10 protein-coding genes are annotated in these 14,435 nt (G+C 63.3%); 2 read left to right on the top strand and 8 right to left on the bottom strand.

Features of this window, described 5'->3' with window-relative positions; all coding sequences use genetic code 11:
* Positions 1-34 precede the first annotated feature (34 nt).
* Both WG78_RS11215 and WG78_RS11210 read left to right on the top strand, forming a co-directional pair.
* Positions 35-2,218 (top strand): PAS domain-containing sensor histidine kinase, encoded by a 2,184-nt coding sequence (locus WG78_RS11215; RefSeq protein WP_053937907.1) that lies wholly within the window; start codon positions 35-37, stop codon positions 2,216-2,218.
* Positions 2,208-4,451, top strand: a complete 2,244-nt coding sequence (locus tag WG78_RS11210; protein WP_053937906.1) for a putative bifunctional diguanylate cyclase/phosphodiesterase — start codon at positions 2,208-2,210, stop codon at positions 4,449-4,451. The genes WG78_RS11215 and WG78_RS11210 overlap by 11 nt, the downstream gene beginning before the upstream one ends.
* 2,045 nt (positions 4,452-6,496) lie before the next feature.
* Here WG78_RS11210 and WG78_RS11205 read toward each other — a convergent pair.
* The 8 genes from WG78_RS11205 to WG78_RS11170 all read right to left on the bottom strand — a co-directional run bounded on the left by WG78_RS11205 (position 6,497) and on the right by WG78_RS11170 (position 14,391).
* Positions 6,497-7,786 (bottom strand): DUF58 domain-containing protein, encoded by a 1,290-nt coding sequence (locus WG78_RS11205; protein ID WP_053937905.1) that lies wholly within the window; start codon positions 7,784-7,786, stop codon positions 6,497-6,499.
* Positions 7,787-7,800: 14 nt separating this feature from the next.
* Positions 7,801-8,793 carry an AAA family ATPase gene (locus tag WG78_RS11200; protein WP_053937904.1) on the bottom strand — a complete coding sequence of 331 codons (993 nt, stop codon included), beginning with the start codon at positions 8,791-8,793 and terminating at the stop codon, positions 7,801-7,803.
* Positions 8,790-9,935 carry a DUF4350 domain-containing protein gene (locus tag WG78_RS11195; RefSeq protein ID WP_053937903.1) on the bottom strand — a complete coding sequence of 382 codons (1,146 nt, stop codon included), beginning with the start codon at positions 9,933-9,935 and terminating at the stop codon, positions 8,790-8,792. Before WG78_RS11195 ends, WG78_RS11200 begins: the two co-directional genes overlap by 4 nt.
* Complete coding sequence (locus WG78_RS11190) at positions 9,925-11,517, bottom strand: hypothetical protein (RefSeq protein ID WP_053937902.1); 1,593 nt, start codon at positions 11,515-11,517, stop codon at positions 9,925-9,927. The genes WG78_RS11195 and WG78_RS11190 overlap by 11 nt, the downstream gene beginning before the upstream one ends.
* A complete protein-coding gene (locus WG78_RS11185) occupies positions 11,507-12,472 on the bottom strand; it encodes a stage II sporulation protein M (protein WP_053937901.1) in 966 nt (321 codons plus the stop codon). Before WG78_RS11185 ends, WG78_RS11190 begins: the two co-directional genes overlap by 11 nt.
* Complete coding sequence (locus WG78_RS11180; RefSeq protein ID WP_053937900.1) at positions 12,469-13,158, bottom strand: RDD family protein; 690 nt, start codon at positions 13,156-13,158, stop codon at positions 12,469-12,471. The genes WG78_RS11185 and WG78_RS11180 overlap by 4 nt, the downstream gene beginning before the upstream one ends.
* Before the next feature lie 138 nt (positions 13,159-13,296).
* Positions 13,297-13,815 carry an RDD family protein gene (locus tag WG78_RS11175; protein WP_053937899.1) on the bottom strand — a complete coding sequence of 173 codons (519 nt, stop codon included), beginning with the start codon at positions 13,813-13,815 and terminating at the stop codon, positions 13,297-13,299.
* Between the two features lie 60 nt (positions 13,816-13,875).
* Positions 13,876-14,391 carry an RDD family protein gene (locus WG78_RS11170; RefSeq protein ID WP_053937898.1) on the bottom strand — a complete coding sequence of 172 codons (516 nt, stop codon included), beginning with the start codon at positions 14,389-14,391 and terminating at the stop codon, positions 13,876-13,878.
* Between the last annotated feature and the right edge of the window lie 44 nt (positions 14,392-14,435).

Here is a 14,435-nt window from a genome sequence, read left to right as displayed (position 1 = left end):
ACCCGTACGCAGCCCGCCAGGACACCCCGCTTTGATGCCGTACTTGCGCCGGTACACCACGCTACGCCTGTTGATTCCGCTGTTTGCCGGGATCGTGGTGCTGGCTTGCCTGAAGACGGCCGCGCATATCGAACATGCCGCCGACGCCACGCGTCAGAGCCAGGCCGCGCAAGACGCGCAACGTGCGGGCGATGCGGTGCAAGGCTGGATTGAAGTGCATCGCGATGCCTTGTACGGCATGGCCGCCGTGTTTAATGGCGCCGCCCCGCTTAACGCCGCCCGCTATGCCAACGCCGCGCGCACGCTGGCCCCGATGGCGGGCGAAATGCTGATGCCGCCGGTGGCGTTTGTGACGCCAGACCATCGCATCCGCTTCAGCACCGATCGCAGTGGCGATCTGGCGGCCGGCAAAGCGGTCAATCACATCGCCGCGCTGCAGCCACTGCTGAAACAACTGGCCAGCGCCCCGGTTGGCCAGATCACCATCGGCCCGCTGTTTGCCAATCCTCGTGGCGGCTGGTCGGCCTATCTGGCGCTGGCCATGCGCCAACGCAAACAGCCCGGCGTGCTGCTGACGCTGGTGGATTTCCAGGATTTGCGCATGGCGCATGCCGACAACACGCCCGGTCTGGTGTTGCGGCTGGCCTTGCAGACCTCGGGCCAACCGGCCGAATTTGTCGCCGGACCCGCCCTACCCACGCCCAATGCCTTGTTCAGCATCGACCAGGCCTACAGCCTGCATGGCGCCATCTGGCGCATGTATTGGGATGTGATGCCCAATTACGCCGGCAACCAGGCGTGGTCGCAGGCGCGCTTGCTGGCGCTGGTGCTGCGCGCGGGCGGCATCGTGCTGGCGGTGGCCGTGGGCCTGAGCTGGTGGATTCTGCTGGGGCTGCTGCAACGCGGTACCCGGCGCGAGCGCGAGCTGGCGCTGGCGCACACGCAACTGGCGCAAAGCGAACATCACTATCGCTCGCTGATTGATCAGGTGCCCGGCGCGGTATTTCGCTGCGAAATCGACGAGGCACGCACCATGCGCTACCTCAGCCCCGCCATCGAACCCTTGTGCGGCTGCACTGCCGCCAGCCTGATCGGCAACCGTGAGCGCACCTACGCCAGCCTGATCCATCAGGACGACCGCCCGCTGGTGGCGCACACCATCCGCCACGCCTTGATCAGCGAAGAACTGTACGAAATCGAATATCGCTTGCAGCGTTCCAGCGGCAGCACTTGCTGGGTGTTTGAACGCGGCATCGCCAGCCACGGCGTGGCGCATACGCGGCAGATTGATGGTGTGATTATCGATATCACCGCACGCAAACAGATCGAAGATCAACTGCGCGAAGCGCGCGACCGGCTGGAAGAAAACGTGGCCGAGCGCACCGCCGAACTGCAAACCGCCAACGAAGAACTGACCCACGCGATGGCGCAACTGGTGCAATCCGAAAAACTGGCCTCGCTGGGCAGCCTGGTGGCCGGTATCGCGCATGAACTCAACACGCCGCTGGGTAACACCGTCACCGTGGCGTCGACGCTGGCGCAGAAAGTGGAAGAGTTTGATCACACGCTCAACAGCGGCCAGTTGCGCAAATCCGAGCTGATGAGCTTTGTGCAAAGCTGTACCGAGGCCGCCGCGCTGGTGCAACGCAACGCGCAACGCGCGGCCGAGCTGATCAGCAACTTCAAACAGGTGGCGGTAGATACCGCCAGCACGCGCCGTCGCAGCTTTAATCTGCGCCAGACAGTCGAAGAGGTTTTGTCGACGCTGCGGCCGCAGCTTAAGCACACGCCGCATCGCATCGAACTGGATATGCCCGAAACCCTGGTGCTGGAGAGTTATCCCGGTCCGCTGGAGCAGATATTGACCAACCTGGTCACCAATTCGCTGGCGCATGCGTTTACGCAAACCGCCAAGGGCGAAATCCGCATCAGCGCCGTGCAACGCGACGCCCAGACCATCGAACTGGTATTTGAAGACAACGGCAGCGGCATTCCGCCGCAGTTGCGCAAACGCGTGTTCGACCCGTTCTTTACCACGCGCCTGGGCCAGGGCGGCAGCGGGCTGGGTCTATATATCGTGTACAGCCTGGTGCATGGCGTACTGGGCGGGCGTTTAACGCTGGCCAGCGCGCCGTCTGGCGGCGCGCGCTTTGAAATCGAATTGCCGTGCATTGCACCGCACCCCCAACCGACGGAAGCTTCCAGCCATGTCTTCTGATCAACACCTCGCTTCTGCCGACGACACGCTGCATCTGCTGGATGACAGCCACGCCGCCCCTACCGCGCTGGCCACGGTGGCGTGGCCCGTGCTGATTATCGACGACGACGAAGAAGTGCACGCCGCCACCCGCTTTGCGCTGGAAGGGCTCACCCTGCAAGGCCGCCAGCTTGAACTGGTGCACGCGCACAGCGCCGCCGAAGCACGCACGCTGCTGGCGCAACGCCAGGACTTTGCCGTCATCTTGCTGGATGTGGTGATGGAAACCGGCGACGCCGGGCTGACCCTGGTGCAGCACATCCGCAATACGCTGGACCTGCAGGAATGTCGCATCATCCTGCGCACCGGCCAGCCCGGTTATGCGCCCGAACTGGATGTGTTTACCGATTACGACATCAACGACTATCGCACCAAGAGCGAACTGACCCGCACCCGGCTGATTACCGCGATGATTGCCGCGCTGCGCAGCTATCAGCAATTACGCGCCATTGCGGAAAACCGCCGCGGGCTGGAACTGATTGTGCATGCGGTGGCCGACCTGATGGACCAACCGGCCCTCACCCGCTTTGCCGAAGGCGTGTTGACGCAGATTACCGCGCTCCTCAATCTGCCCGTGGATGGCATCGTCTGCGCGCAACGCGGCGCGCCCTCGGGCGAACCCGATCACGAGGGCCTGTATATCGTTGGCGCGGCCGGCCGCCTGGCCCCGCTGATTGCCGCGCCGCTCACCGAATTGCACGACGGCGCGGTGCGCCTGGCCATCGAACAAGCCATCGTCAGCCGCAGCCATCAATTTGGCCCGCAGACCACCACGCTGTATCTATCCGGCGCGGGGCAGGAAGGCGCGGTGTTTATCCACACCGGCGTGCCGCTGACCACCAGCGACCAGCAACTGATCGCCGTCTTCGCCGCCAATCTGTCGGCCTGCTTTGGCAATATCAAACAACTGGAGCGGCTTAACTTTGCCGCTTACCACGACGGCCTGACACATCTCTCCAACCGCACGCACTTTGTGCACACGCTGGATGTAGCGCTGGAACGCCGCGTGCATGGCCAACGCGCCGCGCTGATCGATCTGGAACATTTTTCCGATGTGAACGACGGCCTGGGCCAGGAAGTGGGCAACGCTTTGTTGCTGACGGTGGCGCGGCGGCTGGAAGCAGCATTTGGCGGCCGCTGCCATATCTCGCGCATCGGCGCCGACGTCTTCGGCCTGGTCGGGCCGCAAACCGAACTGGCGCCCGAACGCATCTACGGCGTGATGGAAGACCCGTTTGAAGTGGGCGAACACACTTTGCCGGTGGGCATGGCGCTGGGCCTGTGCGATCTGGAAGACGCGGGCGGCAGCGGCTACAGCGCCCTGCGCCGCGCCACCATCGCGCTGAACCGGGCCAAGCAAAGCGTCACCGACAGCAGCGTGCGTTTTACCCCCGAAATGGAAGACAACACCCGCTGGCGGCTGGACGTGATCCGCGCGCTGCGCAACGATTTTCGCGCGGGCAAACTGGCGGTCTGGTACCAGCCACAGCTGTCGCTGGCCACCGGCCGCCCCTGCGGCATGGAAGCGCTCTTGCGCTGGCCCGGCGAAGGCAGCGGCTTTGTACAACCGCCGTCGGTGTTTGTACCGCTTGCGGAATATTCCGGCCTGATCGTCGAGATTGGCGAATGGGTGCTGCAACAAGCGGGCGAAGCCTGGCGCGCGGTATCGGCGGTGGAATCGGGCATTACACATATCGCGGTTAACGTCAGCATCCCGCAGTTTCGCAACGGCAAACTGGCTGAAACCATCGCCGGCATCCTCGGTGCGCAGCGCATGCCGCCCTACGCGCTGGAACTCGAAATTACCGAAAGCGTGGCCATGGACGAACCGCGTCGCGTGATCACCGCCCTGAAAACCCTGCGTGAAATGGGCGTGCGCGTGGCGATTGACGACTTTGGCACCGGCTATTCGTCGCTGGGGCAATTGCAGGCGTTGCCGATTGATAGCCTGAAGATCGATCGCAGCTTTGTGGCCGATATCGCCAACGGCCGCGGGGGCTCGTTTGTGGAAACGATTGTGGCGCTGGCGCAAAAGACGGGGCTGGAGACGATCGCCGAAGGGGTGGAGACAGCGGAACAAGCCGGCTTTCTGCGCGCGCTGGGCTGCACCGAGGCGCAGGGGTTTTATTATGCGAAGCCGATGCCGCTGGATGAGGTGTTGAACTGGCTACAGACGTTTCCGCCACGGGGGTGACGCTGCGCTGGCTTTTTGGGGCGGCCCGTGATTTGCCTGCGGCGGGTGGCGAGATGATGGGGTTTGTTGGGGGCTGCGGGATTTGGCTGCTGGAGCGGGGAGCGGGGAGCGGGCAGCGGGCAGCGGGGAGTTTTGGGTTGGGTTGGGTTGGGTTGGGTTGGGTTGGGTTGGGTTGGGAATCTCTAGTTGCTTAGCCTGCGGTACATGTTTTTGATATTCCGCCTGCGCCGAGCAAACCTTGACTGCTTGTACCTCCGGCGGATGTTTTGATGTTCGGCCTGCGCCGAGCAAACCTTCACCGCTTGTGCCTGCGGCGGATGTTTTGATGTTCCGCCTGCGCCGATAAACCTTAACCGCTTGTGCTTGCGGCGCGTGTTTTGATGTTCGGCCTGCGCCGAACAAACCTTAACCGTTTGTGCCTGCGGCGCGTGTTTTGATGTTCCGCCTGCGCCGAGCAAACCTTAACCGCTTGTGCCTGCGACGGATGTTTTGATGTTCGACCTGCGCGGAGCAAACCTTCACCGCTTGAGCCTGCGGCGGATGTTTTGATGTTCCGCCTGTGCCGAACAAACCTTAACCGCTTGTGCCTGCGGCGGATGTTTTGATGTTCGACCTGCTTCGAACAAACCTTTAACCGCGTAGCCTGCGGCGCATGTTTTGATACCCGGGGGTGCCCGGGAGCACGTTACTTTTCTTTGCTTCGCCAAAGAAAAAGTAACCAAAAGAAAGGCGACCCCACTCGCGGCTCCGCCACTCGCCAGGGGGCCCGCAGGTCAAAAGCCGAAACGGACCGTCTTGCAATTCGATGGCTCAGCTGCCGCTCCGCGGAACTTCGGTCGGACGGAGCCCATAAAACCGGTCTCCTTCCCCTCCCTCGACAGGTAATGCCTGCTGTCTGCCTGGCGTGCTGCCTCGTTGCTCCGCAACATCGGGTGGGCGTGGATGCGACGGGTGACGGTGAACATCAGCACCGCCCGCTTAACGCACCCACCCCGCACGGCCACCGCCGTCTAATTTGTCACCGTTCCCGCCACGAACCACCAACATCTCATAGGGTGGGTCAAGACCCACCACCCAAAGCCGAAAACAAGAATGCGCAACTCAAACCGCCCAACGTTTAGTCACCACTGCTGACTCCGCGAGAAGGCAAGCGTGCGGACGTTTCGCCCAAGTGTTCTTGCATGCCTCCGCGAGGAGGCAAGCATGCGAGCGTTTCGCCCGATTGTTCTTGCAGACTTTCGGAACGGAGCAAACGTGCGGGCGTTTCGCATGGTTGTTCGTGCATGTCGATGCGGGGAGGTAAATATGCGGACGGTTGGCCCGGTTGTGCTTGTTTGCCACTTTGGGTGGTGGGTCTTGACCCACCCTATAAGAGGTTGGTGGTTCGTGGCGGGAACGGTGACAAGTTAGACGGCAGTGGCCGTGCGGGATGGGTGCGTTAAGCAGGCGGTGCCGATGTTCACTGTCACCCGTCGCATCCACGCCCACCCGATGTTGCGGAGCAACGAGGCAGCACGCCAGGCAGACAGCAGCCATTACCTGTCGAGGGAGGGGAAGGAGACCCGGTTTTGGGGCTCCGTCCGACCGAAGTTCCGCGGAGCGGCAGCTGAGCCATCGAAGTAACAGACGGTCCGTTTCGGCTTTTGACCTGCGGGCCCCCTGGCGAGCGAAGGATTCGCGAGTGGGGTCGCCTTTCTTTTGGTTATCTTTTCTTTGGCGAAGCAAAGAAAAGTAACGTGCTCCCGGGCACCCCCGGGTATCAAAACATGCGCCGCAGGCTCAAGCGGTTAAGGTTTATCGGCGCGGGCCGAACATCAAAACATCCGCCGCAGGCTCAAACGGTAATGGTTTGCTCCGCGCAGGCCGAACATCAAAACACGCGCCGCAGGCACAAGCGGTTTAGGTTTGCTCGGCGCAGGCCGAACATCAAAACATCCACCACAGGCACAAGCGGTTAAAGGTTTGCCCGGCGCAGACCAAACATCAAAACATCTACCGCAACTTCAAGCAGCCCAATATCCCCAAAACCCAAGCCAGCGCAGCGTCTACAACCGCCCCGCTTTCTTCAATGCCAGATAATGCTCCACCAGCACCCGCGCCAATTCGCCCGGCAGCACATCAATCGCATCCGTGCCATGCACGCGCAGGCGGGCAAAGCTTTCGCGCCGTTGGCGCAGATAATCCTGGGTGGCGCCAAAGCGCAGTGCATCTTCAAACCCCAGCACCGGCGCGGCCGCGACGGTATCCAGGGCGGTCTCACGCAAGCTGGCCACCATCACTCGGTGCTGCCCGCGCAATAGCTTCAACGCAGGCAGCAAGGTCTCGTTATCTTCGTCACGCAGATTGGTCACAATCACCACCAGCGCGCGCTTGCGCAACCGGCCCATCAGCGCCTGCGCCGCCTGCAGATAATCGGACGTCTGCAAGCCCGGCTGCAGATCGTAGACTCCGTTCAGGATGCGATTAAGACTGCCCGTGGTTTTCAGCGGCGCCAGCCAGCGTTCGGGTCCGGCAAAGGTTTGCAGCCCCACCGCATCGCCCTGGCGCAGCGCCACCCACGCCAGCAAGATCGCGGCATTGAGTGCGTGATCAAAATGCGCCTGGCCGCCGTCCAGCGCCTGCATACGGCGGCCGCAATCCAGCAGCAGCACCACTTGCTGGTCGCGTTCTTCCTGATAATCGCGGCTGATCAAACGCCCGTTGCGCGCCGTGGCTTTCCAGTCCACCGCGCGCATCGAATCGCCATCGCGATATTCGCGCAACTGATGAAAATCCGTGCCCTCGCCGCGCTGGCGCTTGCGCACCACGCCCATGCGATTAAGCCGTTGATCGGTGGCCAGCAGTGCATAACCGGCGACGCTGGCGTAATCGGGATAGACGCGCACCGTCTGAGCTGCTGCGGTCCATTGTCGCCGTTCGACCAGCCCCAGCGCGCTGGACAAGCGCAATTCAGCGCGGCCAAACGCATGATCGCCGCGGCGTAATGCCTTGATCTGATAGCCCGCTTGTTGCCATTCCCCCGGGGTCAGCGCCAGTTGCAGCGGCAAGCCTTGCACTTCGCAATCGTCGGGATAATGGTCGAACAAGGCCACGCGCACGGCGCGCGACGCGCCACTGCAACGCAGCGCCACCTGCTGCCAGCGGCCCAGCGACCACGCTGGCATCACCGTACGGGTAACGTCCAGTTGCGGCATGCGCCACAGCAGCCAGGCGTCCGTGAGCGCGGCCAGCGCCAGCACACCCACCAGCGCGGCCCACAGCGCCAGCAGCACGGGCCAGTTCAGCCACGGCAGCGGCAGCCCCAACACGGCCAGCAAAGCGGTCAGCGCCAGCAATCGGCGCGCCGGTATCACAGCCGCGGCGCCGCGATTTGCGCGACGATTTCGCTCAGGGCATCAAATTCGCTATGGCCTTCAATCAGCATTTCTGGCGCCAGCGTAATGCGATGGCGCAATGCCGGGATGGCCATCGCCTTGATGTCATCAGGCACCACGTACGGACGGCCTTGCAGCAAGGCATGGCCACGCGCTGCGCGCACCAGCGCAATGCCGCCGCGCGGCCCCGCGCCCACCGTAATGCCGGGCCAGTTGCGCGTGGCGCGCACAATCTTGAGCGCGTATTCGACGATGTGCGCATCCACCCGGATGGCCGCCGCCATTTGCTGCAAAGCCAGAATGGTGGCGGGTTTGACCAGCGCGTCCACCGCCGACACATTGAGCTGATCGGCCAGCTTGCCATCGGTAATCTGCGCCAGCATCGACAGCTCTTCCGCCTCGCTGGGGTAGTCGATCACCACCTTTAGCAAGAAACGGTCGAGCTGCGCTTCGGGCAGCGGGTACGTGCCTTCCTGCTCCAGCGGGTTTTGCGTGGCCAGCGTCATGAACGGCGCGGCCAGCGTGTGCGATTCGCCTTCAATGGTCACCTGGCGTTCCTGCATCACTTCCAGCAGGGCCGATTGCGTTTTGGCGGGGGCGCGGTTGATTTCGTCGGCCAGCAGCAAGTGGGTAAAGATCGGGCCCTTGCGAATGCTGAAGGTCTGCGTCGCCATATTGAACAGCGCATGGCCCATCACGTCGGCGGGCAGCAAATCGGGCGTGAACTGGATGCGGGCAAAGTCGCCCGAAAACGTCCGCGCCAGTGCCCGCACCAGCAAGGTTTTGCCCAGACCGGGCACGCCTTCCAGCAAAACGTGGCCACCGGCCAGCAAGCAGATCAGCGTCTGGTCCAGCGCTTCTTGCTGGCCAATAACGGCCTTGCCGACTTCGGCGCGGATGCGGCGAATGATATCGACGCCCTGGTTAAAACGGGCGTCTTGCGACAGATTGTCTACGGTAGAGGTCATCGGGCTATCCTGTGCCGGGTTTCGATGGCCAGCGTCAGCGCCTGCAGCAGCGCGATCTGGTCCGTAAAGTGTTGGGGAGCATGGTCGCCATTGGCAGTGAGCGCCACGCCGATGGCGTGTTCATCCCGCCCGGAAATCTGCGCCAGCCGCGGCGCCAGTTGCGGTGCGGGCATCGTAGCCAGATGCGGCAGATGGCGTTGCAGGCTGCGCCGCAATTGCGCGCGGCACGCCTCCAGCAGCACATGCTGTTTGCGCTGCTGCCAGTACCAACGGCCGCAGGCTTCCAGATGTTCGATCAGGCTGCGCCGCACCGGCTGCGCGGGCGGCAACAGCGGGCCAAAGCGCCAGCTGACGCGCCAGAGCGACAGCAGCAGCAAGGCCAGCAGCACCAGCAACATCGGCGCAGCGGAATGCCACAGGCGCTGATACCACGGGATGGACTGGCCTTCCGTCACCAGCCACACGCGTTGCGCGCCGTTAAGCCGGGTAAGTTGCCATAGCACTTCGGCATTGTCTTTCTGCCCGATCACGCGCGTTTTCAGCAGCGTGTCGCTGGTCAGCAGCACCACGCGACCCGCGCCATGGGCGATGACGATGATCTGGTTGCGGCCGTTATCTGCAGCAATCATGCGTGGCGCGTGCATCACCGGCGCCGGTGGCGCGCTGATCTGCAACCCATACGCCGTCCCCGGTAGCTCAATGGCGGCCCGCGCGGCGTACGAGGTACTGCGTGCCGGCATCACGCCCAGCCCGCGCAGCATATGCACATAAGCGGTATTGCTGGCCCAGCCCTGGGCACTGATGACGTCGTCAACGTTGATGATCCACGTTGCGCCATTGGCCACCGCTGCCAGTTGGTTGTTCAGGATGGCCGGGCTCTCGCCCATATCGAGCACCGGTTGCAGCACGGTGTCGTGCGCATCGGGATAGGCATCAGCCACCGTCTGCACCCGCATTACGCGCTGGCCCAGGTTTTCCAGCACGCGCTGCGCGGCAAAATACGGCTGGCGCAAGGCGACTTCTGTCGGACCCAGATCCTGCGGCGTATCGACGCGCTCCACGTGCTGCCCTATCCAGTAGCCCAGCGCGCCCAACACCACAGCCACCAGCGCGGCAATCCACAGCGAACGACTATCGCGCATGGCGCGCCTCCGCAGCAAAGTGGCGTTGCCAGTCCGTGCACAAATCATCGACGGCGGCCGGCCAGCGATCACCCCAAGCCCCGGCTTGCCAGGCGGCGGTGATGCGCGCAAAGCTGTGGCGCGCGTCCAGCGGCAGACTGGTTTGCGCCAGCGTTAGGCAATCCGCTTCGGTATCGCTATCCTGCAAGGCCAGTTCGTAACGTTGCACCAAGCCGGCCAACGCGCCGCGATACAGCAACGCCAACGCCGCCCGCTGTTGGCCGCTGTGCCACAAACGGCGCACCTCGGCGGGCAGATCGGCAGGAAAACTCTCCGGTGCAATCGCCATACCCGCCACATGCGAGGGCGGCGCGATGCGTACCTTCGCGCGCGGATGGGGTCGCCAATCGGGCAAGTTGCCGGACAGGCGCAGCAAGGCATACGCCAACGCGCCCACGCACACCGCCACCATCAGCCACTTGATCAGACTGACCAGACGATCGTTCAGCCGCAACGGCGGGGCCGTGGGGGGCGTGACCTCTTCGGGCCCGTCTTTCCACTGCCAGTGCGTCTCGTGCTTCCAGCGATGAAAATCCGGACCATCCAGCGTAGCGTCAACGCGGGCGCGCAGGCGCGCCTGTTCCGGGTTGGCGGCAGGCGGACGTGCGCTGGTCAGGCGGTAATCTTCGTCAAACCCGGCGGCAGCCGAAGCAGGCACCGCGGCGGGGGCGGCCATGCCGGGGCGCGGCAACATGCTGCTGCCCAGCAAAAGCGCCGCCGCCAGCAACAATGGCGTACCCATCGTGCGCCGCGCTGCGACAGTGCGCGCAGCCTGGCTGCGCTGCGCGGATTCGTCCTGCAGCCGTTCCTGCAACTGACGCAAACCCAATTCCAGATCCCAGCCTTCCAGCGTGCTGCGCCGGTTAAGGTACAAGCTGAAGCAACTGGCCACATAGATCGGCCCGATCAGCCCGGCCGCCACCACGTAGGCAACATAGGCCGCGATCTGCGCCCATGTGCGTGGGCCGTCGCCCGACCGGACCAGATCAAGCCAGCCCCCAATCGGCGCGGGCCACATCGCGGCCACGGTCATCACCAAGCCGAACATCAAGATGCTTTCAAACTGCGCGCACAAGGTGCCAAACCAGCCCGCTGTCGAACCGGCGCCCTGCCCGCTCAGGTCTTTGTATCGCTGACGCATGGCCCGACCGCGCACGCCTTCCAGCTGCCAGACCGGCAGCAAAAACACGCGGCCCGGATAGAAACGGCGAATGGTCAGACTGCTGATCAAGCCGTGACGCAACTGACCCGGCCACGCGCGCAGGGTCTGCCGCAGCGTGGGCGTGTCGCCGAACACGGCGCGGCTAAGAATATAAATGGGCAGACGTTCCAGCAGCGGCTTGCACAGCCACAACGCGGTAAACGCCCAGCCGTCGGCCGCCAGACCCGGCATGCAGCCAAGGATGACGGCCAACGGCAGCCAGATGCACCACCACGCCGCGTACACCGTTCGGGCATGCGCGCGCAACAAGGTCACGCCCAGGTCGATCGCTTGCCAGTGGCTGCGCGGACGCAAATCCAGATTAAGCCGCTCAATCTGCATCGGGCGCGCTCCAACGTCCGCCCAGCGCCAGCCACAGCGGCACCAGTGTCCACAGCGTGCCGGCCATGCCAAAGCGCACAGCGGTGGGCAGATCAACGCGGCTGGACCAGAACGCCTCGAAGAATGCCGCGCCAAACGTCATCAGCGCGGCGGCGGCAATCAACGTAGCGGCGGGCGCCGCTTGCTGGCGCAACGCTTCGGCGCGCGGCAAGCGGCCCGGCATGATCAAGGCCAGGCCCAGGCGCAAACCCGCGGCGGCGGCCAGAATCAGGCCGTTGATTTCCAGCGCACTGTGTGTGGCGACAAAAAACCAGAACGGCCGACCGTAGCCCATCTGGATTAAATAGCCCGCCACCACGCCCAGTTGCATCGCGTTAAAGCCCAGATAAAACAATGAGCCCACCCCGGCAAACAAGCCGCCGGCAAAGCACTGAAACGCGATGGTGATGTTGTGGCTGATATAAAAACCGAACATCACCAGATCTTGCGCGCTCTCACGCGCGCGGCCCCAATGCGTGGCGCTGGGGTCATACATTTCGGCCATCTTTGTGAGCTGCGCGGGCGAAGAAAACGCCGTCGCCAGATCGGGCTTGAAGGCCACCAGCCACGTCAGTGCGCCAGCAAGGCCGTAAAAGAGCAGCGCGGCGGCCAGCACCAACCGCCATTGCTGGCGGACGGTGCGGGGTATCGTAATCAGCAGATAGCGCGCAAACGTGCCGCGGGCGCGCAGGCGCGTGCCGTACAAGGCCTGATGTCCGCGCAGCACCAGATCATTCAGCCGGTCTTGCAAGGCGGGCGAATACTGGCGTTGCCGCGCCAGCGCCAGATGCTGGCACACCGCGCGATACAGCACCGGCAACTGCTGGTTGTCCAGCGCGCGCGGGCGGGCCTGCAAGGCACGTTGCAATGCTTGCCATTGCGGCTCGTACTGCGCTTCAAAGGAATGTTGTTTCATTCGCGCCCTCCGCGCAGCCACGCCACATGCGCTTGCAAACGCGCCCAGCCTTCCGCGCCGCGCCGCCGCGTCAGTGGCAGGGCCAGGTCGGACAATTCCAGCACCCGTTGCGGCGGCAAGCGCGGCGCACGCTCCGCCAGATCAATCAGCAAGCGTTGTTCGGCGGAACCAAGCGCAATGGTCAATGGGATCGGCGCCTCGGTGGGGGCGCTGCGCTGAACCACGGCAGGCGGCCGATGTACCACCAGCGTGCCCGCAGCCAGATCGCCCAACCGGCGAAAGCGCACGTCCACAAACATGGAGACCAGCCCGGCCGCATAACCCAGCGGCAACATATCGGCGGCGCGCAGCACATTGCGCAGCACAGAGGCGCGCAACGTCACCGGCGTGCCATCAAAGCTGACCACTTGCAGCCCCGCCCAGCGTTTGCCCGGCGTGGCGCCGTGGCGCGTTACTTCAAAAAACACCGGATAAAACCAGCCGATCACAAATCCGATAATCAGGTTGACGCCCACCGCCGTGCCGCCCACCAGCAGCATGCTGACCGGCACGCCAATCACCGCATGCACCAGGCTACGCACTACAAAATCCAGCAGCCACGCTTGCGCTCGTCGCGGTGCGCCCGCGGGGGCCAGCACCAGCTCGACGCCTTCGGGCGTGGTTATGCGGTAATACGGATCAAGCATCAGGGTTCCACAACGCGGCGTGCGCAATACGGTCAGGCAGACTTAACGGGGCGGGCCGCTGCATGCGCACCGCAAGCGGCGTCAAAATCAGTTGGAGATGAGGCGGTGGCCCGGCAACGATATCCAGATGCCAGAAAATCACACGCGGATGACCTTGGTGTCGGCAATCTGGTCGTGTACGCATTGCTGGGACTCACGGAAGATCGCAAGGCTATCGATCAGACTGATCAGGCTGCCAAAACCGAAGGTGGCCAGGTTGACCAGCCACACAACCGCCATCAGCGCCAGATTGCGCCGGATAATCAGTCGTCCCAGGCTGACTTCGCTGCCATCCGTACGAACCACTTTGATGCCCATTTGCCGCTTGCCCAGCGTCTGGCGCGTACGTACCACCGAGATGATGTTGAGCACCCACGCGCCGATAAACACCAGGCCAAATACCACCGCCATGATCAGTAGCGCGGTTGAGCTGCTGCCAAACCGTCTGGAAAACAGCGGAACCAGCACAGCAGCGAGGATGCCCGGCGCCACACCCAGATACAGCGAATCCAACGCCACTGCCCCCAGGCGGCGGCCTCGGCTGGCCAGTTCGGCATCGTCGTCATACTGCACGTCGAGGTTGGCCTGGGGAGCTTGATAAGGATTAAGTTGCGTCATTTTTGCGGGTTTTCCGGTGAAGCCGGGCACTGTGCCTGGCTCATATCTGGCTGGAGAGGCTTACAGCCGGGCCTGGATGACTTTGCTATCGGCCAACATGTCGTGCAGGCATTGACGACGGCTGTTGAACACAAACAATCCATCGACGCACTTGAACGCAAAGCCGAGCCCGACCGTCACGAAATTCAGCATCGTAACCGCCACCGCCAGCACGCCGGCGCGCAGCAAGAACAAGCGCCGCAGGCTGATCTCACTGCCATCGCTGCGCACAATCCTGATGCCGATATGACGTTTGCCCAGCGACTGGCGATGCCGCATCATCATACGCAGATTCATGATGCAGATGACGCCGTAAACCACTTCCAGCAAGCCGGTATACAGCTGAAGCGTGCTTTGCTCCAGGCCTAGCCGCGGCAGCACCAGGCTCATGAACAGGGGCGGCACACCGAGGTACAAGAAATCCAGCGCGGCAGCCTGAAAGCGCTGGCTGCGAGTCGCCGGCTCGGCAAAACCAAGGTATTCGGGCGCAGGCTGCAGACTTGCCGCCGGTGCCTGGTAGAGATTAGGTGTCGTCATCGCGCATCGCCCTGAGCAGTTGTTTTTATATTCCCGGTCTTGCT

This window comes from Amantichitinum ursilacus (genome assembly GCF_001294205.1).
GTDB lineage: Bacteria > Pseudomonadota > Gammaproteobacteria > Burkholderiales > Chitinibacteraceae > Amantichitinum > Amantichitinum ursilacus.
The sequence above is the reverse complement of the archived record's forward strand: the minus strand, read 5'-3'. Positions and strand labels throughout refer to the sequence as shown.

Coding starts and splice junctions, on each gene's coding strand:
- WG78_RS11180 (WP_053937900.1), bottom strand. CDS start 13,158: ATGCTTGATCCGTATTACCGCATAACCACGCCCGAAGGCGTCGAGCTG.
- WG78_RS11175 (WP_053937899.1), bottom strand. CDS start 13,815: ATGACGCAACTTAATCCTTATCAAGCTCCCCAGGCCAACCTCGACGTG.
- WG78_RS11185 (WP_053937901.1), bottom strand. CDS start 12,472: ATGAAACAACATTCCTTTGAAGCGCAGTACGAGCCGCAATGGCAAGCA.
- WG78_RS11195 (WP_053937903.1), bottom strand. CDS start 9,935: ATGCGCGATAGTCGTTCGCTGTGGATTGCCGCGCTGGTGGCTGTGGTG.
- WG78_RS11215 (WP_053937907.1), top strand. CDS start 35: ATGCCGTACTTGCGCCGGTACACCACGCTACGCCTGTTGATTCCGCTG.
- WG78_RS11190 (WP_053937902.1), bottom strand. CDS start 11,517: ATGCAGATTGAGCGGCTTAATCTGGATTTGCGTCCGCGCAGCCACTGG.
- WG78_RS11170 (WP_053937898.1), bottom strand. CDS start 14,391: ATGACGACACCTAATCTCTACCAGGCACCGGCGGCAAGTCTGCAGCCT.
- WG78_RS11210 (WP_053937906.1), top strand. CDS start 2,208: ATGTCTTCTGATCAACACCTCGCTTCTGCCGACGACACGCTGCATCTG.
- WG78_RS11200 (WP_053937904.1), bottom strand. CDS start 8,793: ATGACCTCTACCGTAGACAATCTGTCGCAAGACGCCCGTTTTAACCAG.